The organism is Micromonospora sp. NPDC093244, from assembly GCF_040683695.1.
Taxonomy (GTDB): domain Bacteria; phylum Actinomycetota; class Actinomycetes; order Mycobacteriales; family Micromonosporaceae; genus Micromonospora.
The window spans coordinates 13,610-32,160 of record NZ_JBFBEO010000006.1 but is presented as its reverse complement, the minus strand read 5'-3'; the positions used below and the strand labels follow the sequence as shown (position 1 = coordinate 32,160).

Annotated in this window: 17 protein-coding genes and 1 pseudogene; 9 read left to right on the top strand and 9 right to left on the bottom strand. The window is 70.9% G+C overall.

The annotated features are described in order from the left end of the window. Positions 1–341 precede the first annotated feature (341 nt). The 7 genes from AB0N27_RS24925 to AB0N27_RS24895 form a co-directional block, all read right to left on the bottom strand. Positions 342–1,184: a replication-relaxation family protein gene (locus AB0N27_RS24925; protein ID WP_364374398.1), complete on the bottom strand. Its 843-nt coding sequence runs from the start codon at positions 1,182–1,184 to the stop codon at positions 342–344. Between the two features lie 375 nt (positions 1,185–1,559). Continuing rightward, positions 1,560–4,070, bottom strand: coding sequence for a DUF87 domain-containing protein (locus tag AB0N27_RS24920; RefSeq protein ID WP_364374395.1), 2,511 nt, complete (start codon positions 4,068–4,070; stop codon positions 1,560–1,562). Next, positions 4,067–5,887, bottom strand: a complete 1,821-nt coding sequence (locus AB0N27_RS24915; RefSeq protein WP_364374392.1) for an ATP-binding protein — start codon at positions 5,885–5,887, stop codon at positions 4,067–4,069. The genes AB0N27_RS24920 and AB0N27_RS24915 overlap by 4 nt, the downstream gene beginning before the upstream one ends. Then, entirely contained in the window at positions 5,884–6,849 is a 966-nt protein-coding gene (locus AB0N27_RS24910) for a PrgI family protein (RefSeq protein WP_364374389.1), read from the bottom strand. The genes AB0N27_RS24915 and AB0N27_RS24910 overlap by 4 nt, the downstream gene beginning before the upstream one ends. After that, entirely contained in the window at positions 6,846–7,760 is a 915-nt protein-coding gene (locus AB0N27_RS24905; protein ID WP_364374386.1) for a conjugal transfer protein TrbL family protein, read from the bottom strand. The genes AB0N27_RS24910 and AB0N27_RS24905 overlap by 4 nt, the downstream gene beginning before the upstream one ends. Positions 7,761–7,762: 2 nt before the next feature. Next, on the bottom strand, positions 7,763–8,155 hold the full coding sequence (locus AB0N27_RS24900) for a pilin (protein WP_364374383.1): 393 nt from the start codon (positions 8,153–8,155) through the stop codon (positions 7,763–7,765). Between the two features lie 621 nt (positions 8,156–8,776). After that, on the bottom strand, positions 8,777–9,655 hold the full coding sequence (locus tag AB0N27_RS24895) for a hypothetical protein (RefSeq protein WP_364374380.1): 879 nt from the start codon (positions 9,653–9,655) through the stop codon (positions 8,777–8,779). Between the two features lie 830 nt (positions 9,656–10,485). On the opposite strand from AB0N27_RS24895, the gene AB0N27_RS24890 reads away from it, so the two are divergent. The 9 genes and pseudogenes from AB0N27_RS24890 to AB0N27_RS24850 all read left to right on the top strand — a co-directional run. Beyond that, complete coding sequence (locus tag AB0N27_RS24890) at positions 10,486–11,409, top strand: hypothetical protein (RefSeq protein ID WP_364374377.1); 924 nt, start codon at positions 10,486–10,488, stop codon at positions 11,407–11,409. Then, positions 11,393–12,394: a DNA methyltransferase gene (locus AB0N27_RS24885; RefSeq protein WP_364374374.1), complete on the top strand. Its 1,002-nt coding sequence runs from the start codon at positions 11,393–11,395 to the stop codon at positions 12,392–12,394. The genes AB0N27_RS24890 and AB0N27_RS24885 overlap by 17 nt, the downstream gene beginning before the upstream one ends. A gap of 108 nt (positions 12,395–12,502) precedes the next feature. Then, the gene (locus tag AB0N27_RS24880) at positions 12,503–13,051 is read left to right on the top strand and encodes a DNA cytosine methyltransferase (protein WP_364374371.1); all 549 of its coding nucleotides are present in this window, start codon (positions 12,503–12,505) and stop codon (positions 13,049–13,051) included. Between the two features lie 220 nt (positions 13,052–13,271). After that, positions 13,272–13,754 (top strand): hypothetical protein, encoded by a 483-nt coding sequence (locus AB0N27_RS24875; protein WP_364374368.1) that lies wholly within the window; start codon positions 13,272–13,274, stop codon positions 13,752–13,754. Between the two features lie 101 nt (positions 13,755–13,855). After that, positions 13,856–14,239, top strand: a complete 384-nt coding sequence (locus AB0N27_RS24870; RefSeq protein ID WP_364374365.1) for a helix-turn-helix domain-containing protein — start codon at positions 13,856–13,858, stop codon at positions 14,237–14,239. Further along, entirely contained in the window at positions 14,227–15,363 is a 1,137-nt protein-coding gene (locus AB0N27_RS24865) for a tyrosine-type recombinase/integrase (RefSeq protein ID WP_364374362.1), read from the top strand. The genes AB0N27_RS24870 and AB0N27_RS24865 overlap by 13 nt, the downstream gene beginning before the upstream one ends. A 19-nt stretch (positions 15,364–15,382) precedes the next feature. Further along, positions 15,383–15,820 (top strand): hypothetical protein, encoded by a 438-nt coding sequence (locus tag AB0N27_RS24860; RefSeq protein WP_364374359.1) that lies wholly within the window; start codon positions 15,383–15,385, stop codon positions 15,818–15,820. Positions 15,821–16,302: 482 nt separating this feature from the next. Then, positions 16,303–16,860, top strand: coding sequence for a hypothetical protein (locus tag AB0N27_RS24855; protein ID WP_364374356.1), 558 nt, complete (start codon positions 16,303–16,305; stop codon positions 16,858–16,860). A gap of 454 nt (positions 16,861–17,314) precedes the next feature. Next, positions 17,315–17,479, top strand: a pseudogene (locus AB0N27_RS24850) (nucleotidyltransferase domain-containing protein); the annotation flags it as partial. On the opposite strand, the gene AB0N27_RS24845 reads toward AB0N27_RS24850, so the two are convergent. Together AB0N27_RS24845 and AB0N27_RS24840 are read right to left on the bottom strand one after the other, a co-directional pair. Next, complete coding sequence (locus AB0N27_RS24845) at positions 17,464–17,691, bottom strand: hypothetical protein (RefSeq protein WP_364375047.1); 228 nt, start codon at positions 17,689–17,691, stop codon at positions 17,464–17,466. The pseudogene AB0N27_RS24850 and the gene AB0N27_RS24845 sit on opposite strands and share 16 nt — an antisense overlap. A gap of 116 nt (positions 17,692–17,807) precedes the next feature. Then, on the bottom strand, positions 17,808–18,074 hold the full coding sequence (locus AB0N27_RS24840) for a hypothetical protein (protein WP_364374353.1): 267 nt from the start codon (positions 18,072–18,074) through the stop codon (positions 17,808–17,810). Between the last annotated feature and the right edge of the window lie 477 nt (positions 18,075–18,551).

The window sequence follows — 18,551 nt, the reverse complement described above, 5'->3', positions numbered from 1 at the left end:
TGGTGCGGGTGGTGCCGTGCGACCTGGGGTCGCCGCGCGGCGCGGGCGCCGACCGGCCGAGAAGGCGGGTGGGCGGAGCGCACCGTGGGGTGCGGCGGTGGTGCCCGAGGTGGGACCGGACCGGGTGGAGCGATATGTGGGTGAAGGTGGTGCCGATGAAGGTAGCGGCCGGATCTGTCAGCGCCGGCCGCCGCCATGATCGTCAGTAGTGCCGTTGACCTGCACTGTCAGACGACCGCTCGATTCCGCGAGCGAGGGACGGCGGGACTGTGAGATCCGGGCGGTCTCACAGCCGCCCACGACGGTGGACGGCTCCCCTCCGCGTGCGTTGAAGGTGGATGTCAGGGCTCCGGGTCGGCGGGGCGGCTGGGGTCGGTGTCGGGAAAGCGGTGCGGGTTGGTGGCCGGGTTGTCCGGGCCGTGGTCGGAGGGCAGTTCGTGCAGCCAGCGGCGCGACCCGGGGTCGGTGGTCAGCGTCCAAGCAGGCCCGGCGGGGTGCTCACCGTGGAGGCCGGTGGCCACCGGCATGGCGGTGTGCACCCCGGCGAGGGCGTCGAGGAGGTGGTGTTCGCGGCGGCGGCCGGAGACGCGCAGCAGCACCGGGTAGCGGGGCCCGTAGGTGGCGAGCTGCTCGTAGCCGCGGAGTTTTCGCAGCACGGTGGCGAGGGGTTCGGTGCCGTTGTCGTGTTCGAGGAAGAACCCGACGGTGCGCCCGGCGGCGTGCCAGATGCCGTGCCCGTCGGGCTGGACACCGGTTCCGCTGCCTGCGGCGTAGGAGGCGGCGGCGAAGGCGGCGGTGGTGTGCTGTTCGGACCACCACCGCGCCAGCCGGGCGTGTTCGTCGGCGCTGGCGTGGCTGATGAGGTCGATGAACAGCTGGTTGGTGCCGAGCAGGTGGGCCAGGCGGCGGCTGCCGATGATGCGTTCGGTCCGGTCGATGCTGGTGCGTGGGGCGCGGGCGTCGGCGTGGTTCGGGTCGTTGAACTGGGTGGGGTGGACCACGGCGCCGAGCGGCCCGAGGGTGTAGAGGTACTGGCCGCTGCCGGCGGTGACGTCAACGAACCGGCTGACCGCCTCCATCTGGTGCAACTGGGCCAGGCGGAGCCGGGCCGAGCGACGCGACGGGAACAGCGCCGCCGTGACCTGGTCGGTGGACAGCACGTAGTGCTCGGCGAGCCACCGCAACAGCTGATGATCTCGAGCGGTAAGCCGACGAAGCCGCTCCAGACGAGCGAGACGAGACGACGAACGGGAACCCGACGAAGAGGCGGAGAAAGAGGCAGAAGCCGAGCGGGAGACGGAGTTGTTGGTGGACACGGTGGATGCTCCAAGCGGAAGAGGAGTTCCCTCCGAGGGAGGGTGTCTGAGTTCGGTGAGGTGGTCACCGGAGGCTGGACACGGCCGGTGAGCGGCACTGACAGACCAGGACGGCCGGATCTGTCAGGGCCGTGTGGTGATCGGTGGTGAAGGGCTGGTGAAGCCCTCACGGAAGGGGCGACCGGGACGCCGACGACCCCGATCGACCGATCTGTCGATCTCGCTTCAACCGCCCTGCGGCGTTCAGGCATTTGCCGTCGGACCGCTCTTGCCCCGGGACCGGCGGTTGTCGTCAGGTCGGGCCGAAAACCGCTCGACGAGGTCGTCGATCGCGCTGGTGTCCTGCGCCGGCACCGCCTGCGCCGCGGCCTGGCGGATTGCCGTCGCCTCGCCCACGACCGGCTTCGGCGGCCGGGTCTTGAGGGTGAACGCCGGCGTCTGTCGCTCGCCGGCGACGAGGCGTCCGACGGCGGTGTAGGCGTCCAGGTGCGTCAGGTCGTGCTCATCGAGCTCGGGCAGCGTGTGCCGGGCCAGCACGCGGGCGTCTTCAGGAGCGACGGAGAAGTACAGCTTGTTGCGGGCGTTCGCCGACGCCGCTGCCAGGAGATCCTTCGGGAACTGCGCCAGGTCCTGGTGCGCGAGGACCATCGACAGCCGGTACTTCCGCGCCTCCGCCAACATCGAGTCGAGGGAGTTGGCGAGGGTGAGGAAGTTCTGACACTCGTCGATGATCAGGGTGGCGTCGCGGCGTTTGTCCGCCGGCACGACGGCGCGGGCGGTCGCGGTCTGCCACACCTGCGCCAGGACTAGGGAGCCGAGGAGCTTGCTGGTGTCCTCACCCAGCTGGCCCTTCGGGATGCGCACCAGCAGCGCCCCACCGTCCAGGATTTTGCCCATGTCGAAGCTCGATTGGGGGTAGCGCATGGTGCGCTTGACGAAGTCTCGCAGCAGGAACGCTCGCAGGCGGGCCAGGACGGGGCCGATGACCTGGGAGCGCAGGGCTGGGTTGAGCTGGTCGTACCACTGCCAGAACCCGGACAGGCCGGCCGGGTCATCCAGGCCGACGGTCATCGCCGACCGGAACTGCGCCGAGTTGAGCAGGGGCGGAATGTGCTGGAGGGTGACGTTGGCGTGCCGCAGCAGGGTCAGGCAGGCCACCCGCATGACGTCGTCCATCCGCGGCCCCCACGCCTTGGCGAAGATGTTCCCGAAGATCGACACGAGGTTGTCGACGACGAGGTCGGGGTCGTTTCCGGACAGCGGGTTGAGGGTGGGTGGGTTGGGTTGGTCGGGGTCGAACAGCACCACCCGCCCGGCGACGCTCGCGGGGAGCCGGTCGAGGATGTCCAGGACCATGTCGCCGTGCGGGTCGATGACTACGGTGCCGCGGCCGGCTGTGATGTCCTCGACGGCCATGTTGACCAGCAGGGTGGTCTTCCCGGAGCCCGTCGATCCGACCACATGCAGGTGATACCTCGCGTCGGCGACGGACAGGGCCACCGGATGGCCACCGACTTCGGCGTCGCCGAGGACCTTCATTCCTCGGCCGCCGGTCGGCACCGCCACCGGGGCGGGCATCGACTTCGCCCGCGCCCGATCCAGCCCCGGTACGGCCAGATCCCGCGGCAGCGCCGCGAGGACGGCCAGCTCAGGGGTGGAGGCCAGGAACCCGGCTCCGAGCCGCCGGGTGTCCAGCACGGCCACCGGCTGCGCCATCCGCGCCCGGTGGGCGAGCCGGTTGCGGCCGGCGTACACGGCGAACGACGAGCCGACCGCGTCCGCGATGCCCCGCAACCTCGCCTCTGGCCGGGAGCCGCCGCGGTGGATGTTCTTGGCGATGGCGTAGCGGATGCCGATCGTCCACAGGGGGTGGGCGGTCTTGTCGAGGATCGCCCGCACGTCCCGCTCCACACCGGGATCTCTCCGGGGCGCCGCCCCCGCGGACCCGGTCCTGCTCCGCGCGGTGGATCCCGTCTGGAAGACCTCGATCAGCCACAGCAGCGGCGCGGCGGGATTGATGGCCGGTACGGCGGTCTTGCCGTCGCGCAACCTGCCCGCCGCGCGGCGGGCTCGTGCGGCGCGGCGCGCGGTGGCGGGGCGGGCGAGGACCTGTACGCAGGCGTACTCGTCCGCCTTGAGCTGCGACCCGGCGGACATCAGCGCCCGCAGCGGGTCGTTGTCGTGGTCGGTGTTGATCGGCAGCCACTCGGCGGCCGTCGGCAGCAGGTGCCCGCCGACGGCCGCCGGAACGTCGAGCGGGATCGGCGGCGATGCCTGGTCGTCGGTGGTGCAGGCGGCGCCGGGCCACGCGGCCCGCACGGCGGCCTCGACCGCCCCCTGCGGCACGCTGCCGGGTACCCAGATCGAGATCAGTAGCTGCCGGCCGGTCCACGTGTACTGCCACACCACGTGCGGGCTGCCGTACAGCAGCCGGCGTCGGCGCGACGGGGTGAGCGTGCCGTGCAGGTTCGCCCACAGCGCGGCGGCGCTGTGCGGGTCGACCTCCGGCGGTGGGGCGACCGTGACGAGGCGGGCCCGGTCGGCGTGGCGGCGGTGCCGCCACCCATCGAGCAGGTCGCGCCCGGCGACGTACGCGAGGAGCAGGGCGGCGGCGACGCCGAGCAGCCACGGCCGGTCTACCGCCCAATCGGCGGCCTGCAGAACCCAGCGGGTGGGCGCGCTCGGTGGGGCAATGACACCGGCGCCCGGCCCGGAGGGGGCAGGCGTCGGCGACGCGACAAGGGGTGGTGTCACAGCTCCTCCTCCCCGTCGTCGAGGTCGAGGTGGGCGAGGTCGGACGGCTTCGTGGTCGCGAGAAGATGTTCGGCCTGCGAGGAGATCGACTCGAACGCGGTCCGGTTCGTGCCGGATATCAGCAGGCCGTGCCCGACCCGGGCCGACAGCAGCATCCGCCGTTCCCCGGCGGTCAGACCGAACGCGTCGGCGACCTGGTCGATGGCTTGCGGGGCCTGCTTGAGCAGCACCTGCGTGGCCGCATTCGCCACAACGGCCTGGCCGAGGTCGGTGCCGAGCACGTCGGCGACGTCCTGGGTGATGACCGACAGGCCAGCGTTGCGCTTGCGGCCGGCCTTGGACATCTTGAACAGGAACCGGGCGCCTTCACCGTCGCGCATCAACAGCCACGCCTCATCCACCACGACGAGGCGGCGGGTGGCCAATCGGGCCCGACCGGGTGCGTCTACTGACCGCCAGATCGAGTCGAGTGCGAGCAGCGTGCCGACGGTGCGCAGTTCGTCCGGCACGTGCCGCAGGCTCCAGACGACTAGATGCCCGTGCGGGCGGGTCGTGGTCGGTGAGTCGAACAGGTCCGAGAACGAGCCAGCCACCCACGGCGCCAGTCGGGCGGCCAACTCGTGGGCGGCGGCGTTGTCGTCGGCCCGCAGTGTCGCGGCCAAATCCTTCAGCAGCGGCGCGGGCCGGTGGTGGGTGGCCGGGTCAGCGGTGATGCCCGCCTGCCGGTACACCTGCAGGATCGCCCGGTCCAGGGCGGCGCGTTCGGCGGGCGGCGGCAGTTGCCCCAGCAGCACTGCGATGAGGGTGTGCAGGAACAGGCCGCGGCGGGTGAGCACGTCCGGGCGGGTGTCCCCGATCGGCAGATCCAGGGGGTTGATCTTCACGCCGGGTGCGCCGAGCCGCACGATGGTGCCGCCGACCGCGTCGGCCAACCGGAGGTATTCGTCCTCGGGGTCGACGACGGCGACCTGGACCCCCTGATACAGGTTGCGCAGCACGTCGAGTTTGACGAAGTAGGACTTGCCGGCGCCGGAGCGGGCCAGGATCACGCTGTTGTGGTTCTCCTGCGCCCACCGGTCCCACCAGACGATGCCCTGGGAGTCGGGGTTGACCCCGTACAGCACCCCGCCGGTGGTGGCCGGGTCGCCGGGCAGTGGTGCGGGCAGGTCCGCCGACGCGAGGGGGAACGCGGCGGCCAAGGCTTGCGTGTCCATGGTGCGGCGCATTTGCAGGCTGTCGGTGGCCAAGGGCAGGGTGGTGGTCCAGCCGGGCAGGTGCCGCCAGGTCGCGGGCTGCACCTCTATCAGGGTGGACGCGGCGGCGGCTTTCACCTGCGCGCACGCGTCGAGGAGGTCGGGCTCGGTGCGGGCGTGCACGGTCAGGTAGAGGCCGACGCGGAACAGCTTCGCCGCACCCCGGGCGAGGCGTTCGGCGAGGTCGGCGGCGTCGTCGGCGGCGGCCTCCACGTACGGGTCGGCCAGCTTGCCCTTCTGCTCGTCCGCCCGCCGGGACGACTCGAACCGGGCCCGCTGAGTTCGCAGCCGCGACGCCGCCACCGGCGCGGGGATCGGGTCAATGTGCAACGCCAGATCGAGGCGGCCCGGCCAGGACAGCAGCGGCTCCAGCCACGCCGGCCCCACCTCGGCCGGATAGCCGGTCACCACCAGGGTGGCGGCGTAGCCGTCTCCGACCCGCAGGAACCGGGGCGTCACCTCCACCGAGGCCGGCGCCACCGCCGCCGCCACGCCTCCGGCGGGAGGCAGCGCCGCGGTATCTGGGTCGGTGAGGGCCGTCGGGCGACGCAAGCGGATCCTCATGACGATGTCCTCCTGGGTGTCGACCTCCTGACCGGAGGGCCGGTGATGGTGGTGTCGGGGGCAGCGAGTCCGCCGGGGCGGGGCGGCCGGTAGGGGTCGGCGGCGGCAGCCAAGGCAGCGGTCGTGGCGGGGCCGTCCAAGGCACGGGTGGTGACACCCAGCCCGGACAGCGACCGGACCGTCTGGTCGGCGCGGCGCCGGGCGGCGTGCTCGCCCCGCTCTCCCGAGCTGGCCCGGGTGACGATGAGGACCTGCCGGCGCAGCGGATCCCGCCGCTGCGCGAGGTCATCGAGGAAACGGGCGTGGTCGGCTGCCGCGTCCGCGAGAGCCGGGTGCGGCATGGCGTCCGCCGCTTGGGCGAGGGTGCGGGCGGCGGAGTGAAGGTCGACCGGCTGCGCCGACACCACGATCTGCGTCGGCGTGGACAGGCTGTTGAGCCAGCGGCCGAAGGTGTCGACCAGGGCGGCCTGCTCGTCGGCGGTGCGTAGCGCCAGGTTGACGCTGGTCGCCGCGACCATCGCCGCCCTCACCCCACCGAGGCTGATCTCCCCGTGATCGTCGATGGCATCGGCGGGCAAACTCAACGGTGCCGGCAGCATCACCTTCGACGTGGGGACCCGCACCCAGTCGGGTGTCTTCGCGGTGGTGTCGGTGGTGGACAGAGCGCGCGGCCCCCGGGAGTGGCGGACCGCCGACAGGAGCCACAGGTCCATGGGCAGGCCGTCGCGGCGGCCGACCGCGAGGCCGAACACCAGGCCGCCGAGCACGACGGCCACGCCGAGCAGTACCGGTGCGGGCACGACGGTGTACAGGGCCTTCCAGCCGCCGTAGAACACGACGGCGGCCACCGCCACGATCGCCAGTTGCCGGAACGTCAGCCCGTAGAGCACCTTGTCCGGCGCGTCCACATCAGCGGGCATCCGGGCGGTGAGAGCCTGTTCGTCGCGGCGGTCGCGGCTCATCGTCGCACCGCCCCAACGCCGGGGACGCGCAGCCCGCGGGTGAGTTGCCGCACCACGACGACCCGCACGACCGCGCCGAGTGCCTCGCCGCCACGCCCGCCTGCGCCGCTAGTGGCGTAGCGGCGCATCAACCCCGGTACCTTGACCGTGGTCCACAGCAGGACCATCACGACGAACAGGTTGAGCACCCCACCCGGTTCGACCGGCAGGCCGAGTAGCGGCAGCACGCTTCTGGTGTCCAGCAGCATCCACTGCCCGGCGAACAGCACGAACGCCTGCACCACCGGGACCGCCAGCATGGCGACGTACGACCGCCACCACAGGCGTGCCACACCCTCGGTGTGCGGTAGGGCGTGGCACGCCAAAGCGATCGGCGCGACCGCGGTGAGCACCAACGCGACCGCGAAGCGGACGATCACACTGCAGGCCGTTGCGGCGAGCAGGAACACGATGATCGCCAGACAGACGACAAACAGCAGACCGGCGGTCTGGTCACGCGCGGCGATCAGGTGGGTCTTGACGGCGTCGAGTGCCGCGTCGCCGTTGAAGTCCTGCGCGGTCAAGGCGGTGGTGAACGCGTTGGCGAACTCGATGAGCGTGCCGGCGATCAGTTGGGAGAAGTGGGCGGTGACGAACCCGACGACGCACCGTGGCAGGAGGTCCTTGACGGTGTAGCGGGCGCGTTCGTCGCCGCCGGCGACCATGGTCAGGACGCCAGCGGCGACGAACGCCAGGACGAAGACGGTGTCGACGACCCAGATCGACCGTCCGGTCAGGGCCTGCACCTGCGGCAGGCTGGTGACGTCCGGGGTGATCAGCAGCGCGTGGGTGATCGCGGTGATGAGCCCGTTCAGGCAAACCAGCAGCAGGCCGGCGAACCAGTCGAGGATCTGGTTGAGCGCCCAGGTCATCGTCAGCCTCCGACGATTCCCCGGACGACCTGCAGCAGGATGGGCGCGAGGACGGCCACGCCATAGCCGACCAGGGCGTTCTTCAACGCGCCCTTGGCCTTGTCGACCTGGGCCGGGTCGCCGCCGGCGGTGGCCCAGTACACCCCGGCCAGGACCAGGAACAGGGTGGCGACGGCGCCCAGGATGCCCATCACCCAGGTCTGCAGGTTGGCGATGACGGTGGGCAGGGCGTTGGCGGCCAGGATCACCGGGTCGCCGGTGTCGCCGTAGGCGGCGGCGGGCACGGCCAGCATCGCGATGGCAGCCGTCGCGGGCGCGGCGACCCGGACGACTCGGCGGAGCGCGGACAGCATGGTGGTCAGGGCACGGGAACGTGCCCACAGCGTGGGGGACATGGGTGGCTGCACCTCCCGCCCCGGCTCGCGCCGGGGCGATCGTCGAAACGGTGGTCAGGGAGCCGCCCGCCGGGCTCGGGAGACACATGTCGGACGGGGACCGCGGGGAGCCTCGGGAGGAGCTCGTCCTCCCGTTCGGGTTGGCGGTGATCGATGAGGTGTCAGCGCATCAAGTGGCGCGGCACCCGAGGCGCCCGGTCCCGTGTCGTCCATGTGTCCCCGGCCCGGCGGCGGGCGGAACCAGCCCTCCTCGTGGCGCCGGAGGAGTTCCGCACCCTCAAACCGGCGTTTGTGAGCTGTGGCGAACACCTGCCGGTCCCACAGGGTTCCGACACGATTCGCCGACGTCTGACAGCCCTGGTCAGCGGCCCGATCTGACGATCATCCCGTTCGGAATGGACCCGCTGTGGGCGTCGGCGCGGGAGTCTCACCCCCGCCGAACGTCGTCCCGTGAGCATCGCTGTCAGCTCCGTGAGGCCCCGACGTGCCACCCACAGCGAATACGGCGCCCTTTCCCGCACCAGGGTGGGAGCCCGGCCGCAGCAGCGGAAAGCGCCGGGGCCGGCGCACGTGGACGCGGGTCCGACCAGATGGTCGAGCCCGCGTCCGGATGCTCGGCGGTCAGGCCGCTGCCAGCGTCACGTGCGCCGCAGCCGGCCGTGCACCGCGGGCGGCCCGGATGTGCTGGCGTCGCTCGGCCGCCGCGGCAAGATGGTCCCGCACCCGCGGTGATGTCACCTCGGTGAGGAACCCGGCGGCGAGCGCCTCGGCAATGCGAACGTCGATGCGCTCGACGCGCCGCCGCAGCGTGTCGACCTCCACGCCGAGGCGGGCGGCGATGGGTTCGATGGCCCGGTGGCCCAGCCGCAGGTCGATGTAGGGCTGCTCATCGCTCTCGTCGACGATGCCCAACTCGACGGCCCGGCGTACGAGGAGGTCTGGATGCCCGTAGGGGCGCTTCGGGGTGCGGGGGCCAGTGACGTGTTCCAGGTCGTCGACCGGCACGGCCTCGGCGCCGTCACGCTGGCGCAGTTCGTGGCCGGCCCGCCATGCCGCCATGCACAGCGCCGCGTACGGCGCCGGTTTGGCCAGGTCGACCCGGTCACGCAGGGCGCTCAGGAAGCCGGTGAGGATCTCGGCGTCCAGGTCGTGGGCGTCGCCGGCCCAGCCGGTGTGCAGCCGGCCGGCGTAGCGACGCAGCGCGGGCATCGCCAGGGCGACCGCGGCGATGACCCAGGCGGGCCCGCCGAGGCGGGCGCGGCGGATCAGCTCCCGCCACACCACGTCACGCGCCGTGTAGGCGCGAGGATGCTCCAGCAGCCACTGCCGCAACGCCGGCAGCGCGATGACACCGCCGGGCAGACCGGTGTCATCGCCGAGCTGGCCGACAAGCCGATCGAGGTCCAGTGACAACGGGTCGGGGTCGCATGTCAGGTCGGCGAACGCGGTGTCCACGGCGTCCAGAGGCGAGTCGGGCCAGTCCTTGTCGGAGGCGGTCATGTCACGAACTCCCATGTCAGAGGCGAATGTCGATGACGGGGCCGAAGCTGTGCGGCCGGCGGCGCCTAACCGCCATTGCGCCACCCCGGTCTCACGGACCCCTGACAGCGCAGGCTGCGTAGGCACCGTCACGGGTCGACGACGTCAGCCGCCCGCGGCCACCGCTGACTGACCATCGAGTCGACGGACGTCGTCGTTCTGACAAAGCCACATTGACCTGCGCGCTGACAGGACCGGAGACGGCGGACACGGTCCGCGGCGGCCGGGCGGTGAGAACGCGGCACTGCCGCGCGGGCCTGACGACGCGTCCCGGCCGCTCTCACAGCGCCTCACCGCGCAACGGTGTCAGACCTCAACCGGCGGGACGTCACCGCCGACCGTCGGCGTTTACCCGGCGCCGCCGCGTCGGCGGACAGCATCCGTGCGGCAGCCTCGACGGTCTGACGAACCGCCGTCCGAATGACAGGCCCGAAGCGGGTGTTGTCAGTGACATCGCTGCCGTCTGCGGCCGCCCGGACAGCGGTCCGACAATGCCGGCCAGCGCCCGCGTGTCATCGGCGTGCGTCGCTGTCATGGCCGAGGTGGTCCTGACCCTGGTGGCTGACAAAGCTGGGTTGATCGTGGGCTCTGACAGTCTCCTTACGCTGATCCGGCCTCCGTGAGGCTGGCGTCCGCGACGGCGTCTCGGGCGCCAGGACAGCCAAGGGGGACGGGAAGTCGCTGTCAGACATTCGTGAGATCACCGTGAGATCGGCAGGTGTTCGCCACAGCTCACAAACACCGGTTTGAGGGTGTCAGCGCACCACGGCGCGGCGCGGAGCCGACACCACATGAGCGAGCACACGCCGCAGCACCACAACCCGCATCCCGAACCCACCGCTCACAACGGCCCGCCGGCCGAGGTCCACCCGACACCCACCGACCTGGTCGCCGGCGACCCACCGGTACCGCTCACCGTCTGGCGCACCGCCCGCACCCCAGGCGACACCGGACGCAGCATCGGCACCCGACTGGCCAGCCGCCTCATCAGCGCCTACAGCCGCCCCGGCGACGCGGTCGTCGACCTCACCACCGACCACGCCCTCATCCAGGCCTGCGCGGCCGGGGCGCGCCGTCACCACCCGGCGTGGTTCACCGACGCGTCCAGCCTGATCATCGACCCGACCACTGCGGTCCCGCCCGCCGGCACCACCGGCGGCGCGGAACCGGGCGAGGGGGACGACCTGCCCGAGATGGGCGCCTGGTTCGGTGACGATCTCACCGACCCGCAGCTGCACCCACCGGCCGACACGGTGGCCGCCCCACCACCCGGCGGCTCCCTGACGGCAGCGACCAGCCTCGTGGTCGCCTGCTGGCCCCTGCACGCCAGCGCCGCCGCCAACCAGGATCGGCTGGCGTGGCTGCTGACCGCCTGCGCCGCGTTGCTGCAACCGGGCGGCTGCCTGATCCTCGTCGTCACCGTCCCAGCCGGCACCACCGCCGGCCCTCAAGACTTCTCCGGCGTGGTCCAGGCCGCCGCCGGTATCGGGCTTGGCTACCTGCAGCACCTCGTCGCCGTCACCGCCGACACCGACGGGGACGCGTTCGTCTACCACGTCACCGACGAGGAACTGCTCACCCTCACCACCGTCGTCAACCAGCGGTGGCAGGTGGCCCACCTGCGGGTCCACGCGGACCTGATGGCGTTCAGCCAGACCCAGCGCCCGGCCCCGCGCCGGGCCGGTGGGCGTGAGGGCGGTGGCCGCCGTGGCTAAGCACCGCCCACACACCACCGCCAACGAGTCCGACGAGCCGAACACGACGACTGCCGCCACGAGCACCCCCTCGGTCGGACGGCATCGGGCTGCTCCCGGCCCGGAGGGCCTGTCGGTGTGGGCGACAGCGCAGTCCACCGGCCCGGTCCAGCGCCGAGGCCGGTACGTCCGCGAGTCCGTGCAACACCCGGCGCGGATGCTCCCGGCGATCGCCGCGCATGCCGTCACCGCCTACACCACACCCGGGGACCTCGTGCTCGACCCGATGTGCGGGATCGGCACCACCCTGGTCGAGGCGATCCACGCCGGCCGGGACGCGATCGGGGTGGAATACGAGTCCCGCTGGTCCGACATCGCCGACGCCAACATCAAACACGCTCACACCCAGGGCGCGACCGGCCGCGCCGGCGTCATCCGCGGCGACGCCACCAGCATCCTGTCACTGGTGCCGGCGGCCCTGACCGGCCAGGTCGCCCTTGTGGTGACCTCGCCGCCGTACGGGCCGACCGTGCACGGCCTGGTCCGGCCCGGCACCGACGGCGTGGCCAAGTTCGCCAACGCCTACAACGACGGCACCGACCGCGGAAACCTCGCCTACCGCGACCTCACCGGACTCGCCGACGGGTTCGCCCAGATCCTCGCCGGCTGCCACACCCTCCTGCGCCCCGGCGGCGTCGTCGTCGTGACCGCCCGACCCTGGCGCAAGCACGGCGAACTGGTCGACCTCCCGTCGGCCGTCATCGGCGCCGGCATCCGGGCCGGCCTCACCCCCGTCGACCGCTGCGTGGCGCTGCTCGCCGCCGTCCGCGACGGCAGGCTCGTCGCGCGGCCGTCGTTCTTCCAACTCCAGGCCGTCCGCAAGGCCCGGGCCGCCGGCACCCCCATGCACCTGATCGCACACGAGGACGTCCTCGTGTTCATCAAGAGCCAGGCCTCGGGTGCGGAATACCTGGGGGACACCCTCGGGGGAGGGGTGGTCGCGTGAGTGCGCCTGCCCACCGCTACCCCAGCCTCAGGGCTGCAGTACAGAGCTGCTGCCTCCTGCTTTTGGCCGGGCACCGTGAGACTCCGACGCTCGACGCGGCGGAGGTGCGTGATTGACCACCGACCCGCACCGCGCATCGGATCGCTGTGCACCGGCTACGGCGGCCTCGACATGGCCGTCCAGCTGGTGCTCGGCGGCCACCTCACCTGGTACGCCGAAACCGACCGGCACGCCCGCGCCCTTTGCGCCCACCACTGGCCCGGCGTGCCCAACCTCGGCGACATCCGCACCGTCGACTGGACCCGCGTCGAGCCCGTCGACGTCCTCACCGCCGGGTTCCCGTGCCAGGACATCTCCAACGCCGGCAAACGCGCCGGCATCACCGGAAAGCACTCCAGTCTGTGGAGTGCCATCGCCGACGCCGTTCGCGTCCTTCGACCGCCGCTCGTGTTCGTGGAGAACGTCGCCGCCCTCCTACGACGAGGCTTCGACGTCGTCGCAGCCGACCTGGCCACGATCGGGTACGACACGAGCTGGCTATGCCTACGCGCGTCCGACATCGGCGCCGCCCACCGCCGCGACCGGCTGTTCCTGCTGGCCACACCCACCCCACGCCCGAGAGGGAGTGCGGACGCTGCCGACACCCTGCGCCCGTGACGGCAAAGGCCCCGGCCACCAGCACGGTTTACCCGACCTCATCGAACCGTCGGGCTCCACCCACGGACTCCTACCCACCACGGCCGGGCAAACCGCTCACACCGGTCACCACGCGCCCACGCGCACCGACGCCACACGGCTACTGCCCACCCCCAGGGCGAGCGACACCGGCACGCCCGGACGACGCGCGGGCGCCGGGTTCCGGCCCCCACTGTCTCAAGTGCTACTGCCCACCCCGCGGGCCACCGACGGCGAGAAGGGCTGCCCAGGGCAACGAGGCTCGCACGGCGACCTCACCCTCCCCTCCGCAGCGGTGCGGGTCCCGGCCCGGACCCTGCCCACCCCGCCCCCGTCCGACGGGCGCGACCCCGGACGGCACGGCGACGGCGGCGCGAACCTGCCCACCACCATCGCCGCACTCGGGCAGCCCGACGAACAGCGGTGGGGCGGCTACGCCGCAGCGGTCGCCCGCTGGGAGCTGCTGCTCGGCCGCCCCGCACCCGAACCCACGCAAACCGGCCGGCACGGCAAACCCGTCCTCGCGCCGCCGTTCGTGGAATGGCTCATGGGCCTGCCCGAGCACTGGGTCACCGACCCCACCCTCGGGCTACCCCGCACCACCGCGCTGCGGGTCCTCGGCAACGGCGTCGTCCCCGCCCAAGCGGCGACCGCCCTGCGACGTCTGCTCTGCCAACACACCTAGCCGCTGCCAGCGCACGGTGGCCCGTCGCGGCGCATCCACACACCGTTCGCGACGAGCCACCACCCCGGCCGCCAGAACCCACAACGCTTGGGAGCCCATCGATGCCCGCCAACCTGCCCCGTGTCCGACGCCGACCCCCGCCGGCCGTACCCGCTGCCGACCAGAGCACAGCCAGCCACGACGAGCAGGACCCGCAGCTCTACACCCCAACAGAGGCCGCCGCCCGACTACGCGTGCCCGAGTCATGGCTGCGCCGACGCGCCGGCCGCCGCCAGATCCCCTGCACCTTCCTCGGCAAGCACCTGCGCTTCTCACCCGCCGACCTCGCCGCCATCATCGCCGCCGCCGCCCAACCCCCTACCGGCCGGCGCGGTACCCGGCGACGCCGGCACTCCACCGGCGACTTGCCCCACCCCGACAGTCACGCGTCAATCACCCCCGCACCCGACACCATTCGGACGGAGACCACACCATGGCCTGGGTAGAAAAGCGCGGCAACCGATTCCGCGTACGGCTGCGCATGCCCGACGGCACCGTCACCACCGACTCATCGCACGACCTGCGCGCCAACGCCGTCATCCGCGCCAAGGAAATCGACGTCGAGGCGGCACGAGACACCTACATCGACCCTCGCGGGGGACGCATCCCTCTCGCCGACTGGGTTCCGATCTGGGAGACAACCCACCAAGCGGGCCCCGCCACCTGGGCGGCCTACCGTAGCCACCTCCGGCTGCACATCCTGCCCGCCCTCGGCCCCCTGCCGCTGGTCGACATCCGCCGCCAACACGTCAAAACCCTCGCCGTCGCCCTGGGAAGACGCCTGTCACCACGATCGGTCGCCGACGTGAGCATGGTCCTGTCGATGGTCCTGCAAGAGGCCGTCGAAGACCGACGCATCCCGTTCAACCCCTGCCGAGGAGTCCGCATCCCCAAAGGCATCCGCGCTGAGCGACCGCATGCCACCGCCGAGCAGGTCGCCGCAATCGTCGCCCGCCAAGCCCGCCCCAGCGACGGACTGCTCATCCTCACCGCCGCCTACACCGGCATGCGATGGGGAGAACTCACCGGCCTCACCCGCGACAACGTCGACCTCACCACCGGCAGCATCCACGTGCACCCCGACGTCGGCGCGCTGCACGAGGTCGAAGGCAAGCTGTTCCTCGGCCCGCCCAAGACCAACGACTCCGTCCGCCACGTCCGGCTGCCTCGCTTCCTGACCACCCTCCTCGCCGTCCACCTCGCCGAACAACCCCACGACATCGTGTTCCCCGGCGCCCGCGGTCACCACCAGCGGCGCTCCAACTTCAACCGGCGCGCCTGGACCCCCGCCGTCGCGGGCAACCCTCGACGGGGCAACCCACCGGTCCTGCCCGGCATGCACTTTCACGACCTGCGCCACACCCACAAAACCTGGCTCATCGAGGACGGCATCCCCGAGATCGCCCAAGCCCGCCGCCTCGGCCACCGCCTCACCGGTGTGCGGGGCATCTACAGCCACGTCACCGAATCGATGATCAGAGCCATTGTCGATGAACTTCAACGGCGTTGGGAGACTACCCAGCCCGACCGTACCGGCGACACCTCCCGACGACTGCGCGCCGTGGCCTAGCAGAAGGGGAGGATGAGTCATGCTCCAGGCCTTCGTAGCGGAACCACCGTGCGCGGTGTGTGGACGACCGGCAGCACACGTCGAACTCGTCGCACCTGGTGCCCGACCTGCCGACTGGCAGCGCTGGTCACCGCAGCAGCGCGACGCCTACAACGCCGCCCGACAACGTCACGACGACCAGCAGTGGTGGCTGCTGTTCTCCGGGATCGTGGCAGGCAACGGATCCGGCCGACCGGTGGACCTGGCAGAGGCACAACGAATCGCCAACGCCTTCGCCCAGCCGTACCGGTACGCCGCTGTAACCTCCGCGGGCTTCTACGACGATGCCGGATTCTGCGGCGAGTGCGACGCCCCGTACTGCTACCACCACTGGGCCGTCTCCCGCACCGGCTACGGGCGATGCCCTCGAAGCCACGGCAAGAGCCTCGACCCCCACTGGTGGCCCGATGATCTATGAAGCCGAGGACGCGCGCTCCGGCTGCCGCAGCGCCGGCCCAAGAAGACCGTCGTATAGGTCGTGGACCCTCACTGGTTGCCGGGCTCTCCGTGACGGCCAATAGTCGGTGTGCGCTGTCCTTGCCCTGCTGGCTCACCTGCGTCGCATGATCGCGTGCAGCGTCCTGCCACCCCCAACCTGCATCACGGTGTCGAGTTCCCATCCCGTGGCTGAGGTGGTCGGCGGCGGCTAGGGCCTGGTGGATGCTGTCTCTGCCAGCGGCGTAGACGACCACGGCACGATGCCGGTGGGGGTAGGCACATAAATCGACCAGTTGCTGCGGGTTTACCCTGCGGTGATGGCGCGGGAATGAGCGACAGATCCGATCGTCTCGTGGGGCAGGCCTCGACGATATGGGCAACCAGCACGGGCGATCGCCTGGCGCAGCTGACGGTATGGTCAGCCATCGCCGGCCCGGCGAGTACCTGCCAGCGGAGGGGACGATGACCGGTCCTATCGCCCACCACGAGTTGCTGTTCAGACCGGACTACCGATTCTTCACCGTTCGCGACGAAGAGTGCGACGCCGCCGCGGGCGGCGCGGAAGCCCTCGCGCGGGCCTACGGGAGCGGTGCCGCCACCACAGGCTATGAGGTGTACGTGACGGCAGCTCAGGACCTGATCAAGGTGCGGGCCCGCCTAGAGGTCTGGAAACAGCCTGCCGGTCCGGCAGACGGATTTGACGACCTCGTGACCGTGACGCTGACCTGCCCCAGTGGCGTACTTCAAATGGGAGACGGCAGCGGAACCGCTGTCGGCGGGATCGACCTCCCGGACGGCCCTGGCGTGTACACCGTGCAGGTGCAGTATCGCGGTCGTGTCGAGGCCCGAGTCGCGCTGCAACGCCTCGACGAAAGAATGGCGGGTACGCATTCGTCACATTGGCCGGCCCTGTTCGCGCCGTTTGACGGGGTCGAGGAGTACCTGATCCGCATCTGGTTCAGCGATGACCTGGCCGAAGACGACGATAAAATCGACCTCGGCGATGAGCCACTGAGCTGACCCCGCCGTTGGACATCGCCGTCGTTCGCGACGCAGTCCTGCGGGCACCGCCTGATTGCTGTAGTCACTGCCTCCAAGCCAGATGGTGACTGAGGCTGCGACCGTCCGAAACGGGTGGTGAGGCGGAGCCGGTTGCGGTTGTTCAACCGGTGCAGCCGACGATCGACGGCCCAGCAACCCATCACCGTGTCGCTTACCGCTGTCGGTAGGGATCGAGCGGTATCGCTGACCTCCCAGAGGATACCGAAGGCGTCAGCACTGGCGGTCCCGATTGTCACACCGGCGACGTCCGCCCATGCCGAGATCCGTGCTCTACGGCGACGAGTACGGGCCTGGGTCGCAGTCTGGCCGGACCACCATGAGCACTCCTTCGTCCAAGAGCCGAACCTCACGGAAGGGGAGTGCTTGAGAAGGGGTGGCCCGTGCATGCCGGTGATTGGGTAGCGTCCCGGGCGTGATCGAGCTTGTCGAGCGGCATACGGTTCTCGCCGTTGTGGTTAGGTCGCGGGCGTACGGGCTGCATGACCCGGGCTCCGACTATGACCGGCTTGGTGTGTATGTGGCGCCCTCACGGGCGTCCTGGCACCTCGACAAGCCGCCCACTCACCTCGACGGTCCGGAGGGCGCCACCAACGCGCCGGCCAGCAGGGCCATGCTCGCCCGACGGGTGACGTCCTTGAGCTCGCCGGGCTGGTCGTTGTAGCTGACGCTCCACTGCTCCAGTTCGATGCCCACCCACCACACGGCCGTCGTCAGTCCGCAGACCCAGACGAGGACCACAGTCCCACGATCGAGCAAGCGCCGACCTGTGCCGACCGCTTCAGACCTCATGCGGTCCAGCGTGGATGGCTTAACCCGGCCGGGCATGAATCGGCGTGCTCAGCTTTGTTGGCGAGGACGCGTGGGAGTTCCCCCCGTCACCCTCCGGGCCTCCTGATCTGCCCGTTCTAGGGCAGCTCGTTAACAATTCTCATAGTCGCCGTGCGAATGGCATCGGGTGACGTGGCCTGAATAGTTGTGATATGAGCGTTCGTGGCGCCGTCGCTGATGGCCACATAACGCAGATCGGAGAATCGGGAACTTCCCTCGCGCATGGCGGCGATAGGGGCCTCGCCGGCCGCGATGATGAGAGCACACTTCTGAAGTGCGAGGCTATTGAAGTAGGCGGCGGCATTTGCCGGCGTCTGCGGGCCAGGTACGGAAAGGTACTGCACCTTGGTGAGCGTGGCGACTGACGCCTCTTGCATGCCTGCCCACGCGGCCCGCGCCTGCTCGCTGGCGAGTCCTTTGTCGTCTGTGAGTAGGCAGGCGGTCGTAGCGCGGTACTGACGTTCTCGCAGGGGTGGCGAGGACTGCGGCCAGAGTGCCCATGTAGCGCAAGCAACAAAGAGCGCTGCCAAGGTTAGCGCGGCTGCTCTCCACTTCGGATGAGGCCAGGCTCGCATCGGTGTATCCCCCGTTCTCTGATCTCCTGCGGGATCGTACTGTAGGCGCTGCGGCGGCGATCGTCGCCGCCCAATGGACATCGAGCCCATACCTAGAAGATCCGGTGGAGGGCTACGCCACCCTCTAGCGATCGTCCATCAACCATCCTGTGCTGCGCCAGCCGTGGGAATCGGCGGGTCGGCGTGGCGAGTCAGCCGACTGCTGCACGGGCGGTGACGCGGCGGATCGTTCGGAGGTCGGCCGTA

Bases quoted from the DNA above. Each gene is read 5' to 3' on its own strand.
- AB0N27_RS24860 (WP_364374359.1), top strand. From the start codon at position 15,383: ATGCTCCAGGCCTTCGTAGCGGAACCACCGTGCGCGGTGTGTGGACGA.
- AB0N27_RS24900 (WP_364374383.1), bottom strand. From the start codon at position 8,155: ATGTCCCCCACGCTGTGGGCACGTTCCCGTGCCCTGACCACCATGCTG.
- AB0N27_RS24895 (WP_364374380.1), bottom strand. From the start codon at position 9,655: ATGACCGCCTCCGACAAGGACTGGCCCGACTCGCCTCTGGACGCCGTG.
- AB0N27_RS24905 (WP_364374386.1), bottom strand. From the start codon at position 7,760: ATGACCTGGGCGCTCAACCAGATCCTCGACTGGTTCGCCGGCCTGCTG.
- AB0N27_RS24915 (WP_364374392.1), bottom strand. From the start codon at position 5,887: ATGAGGATCCGCTTGCGTCGCCCGACGGCCCTCACCGACCCAGATACC.
- AB0N27_RS24845 (WP_364375047.1), bottom strand. From the start codon at position 17,691: ATGAGGTCTGAAGCGGTCGGCACAGGTCGGCGCTTGCTCGATCGTGGG.
- AB0N27_RS24890 (WP_364374377.1), top strand. From the start codon at position 10,486: ATGAGCGAGCACACGCCGCAGCACCACAACCCGCATCCCGAACCCACC.
- AB0N27_RS24855 (WP_364374356.1), top strand. From the start codon at position 16,303: ATGACCGGTCCTATCGCCCACCACGAGTTGCTGTTCAGACCGGACTAC.
- AB0N27_RS24865 (WP_364374362.1), top strand. From the start codon at position 14,227: ATGGCCTGGGTAGAAAAGCGCGGCAACCGATTCCGCGTACGGCTGCGC.
- AB0N27_RS24910 (WP_364374389.1), bottom strand. From the start codon at position 6,849: ATGAGCCGCGACCGCCGCGACGAACAGGCTCTCACCGCCCGGATGCCC.
- AB0N27_RS24870 (WP_364374365.1), top strand. From the start codon at position 13,856: ATGCCCGCCAACCTGCCCCGTGTCCGACGCCGACCCCCGCCGGCCGTA.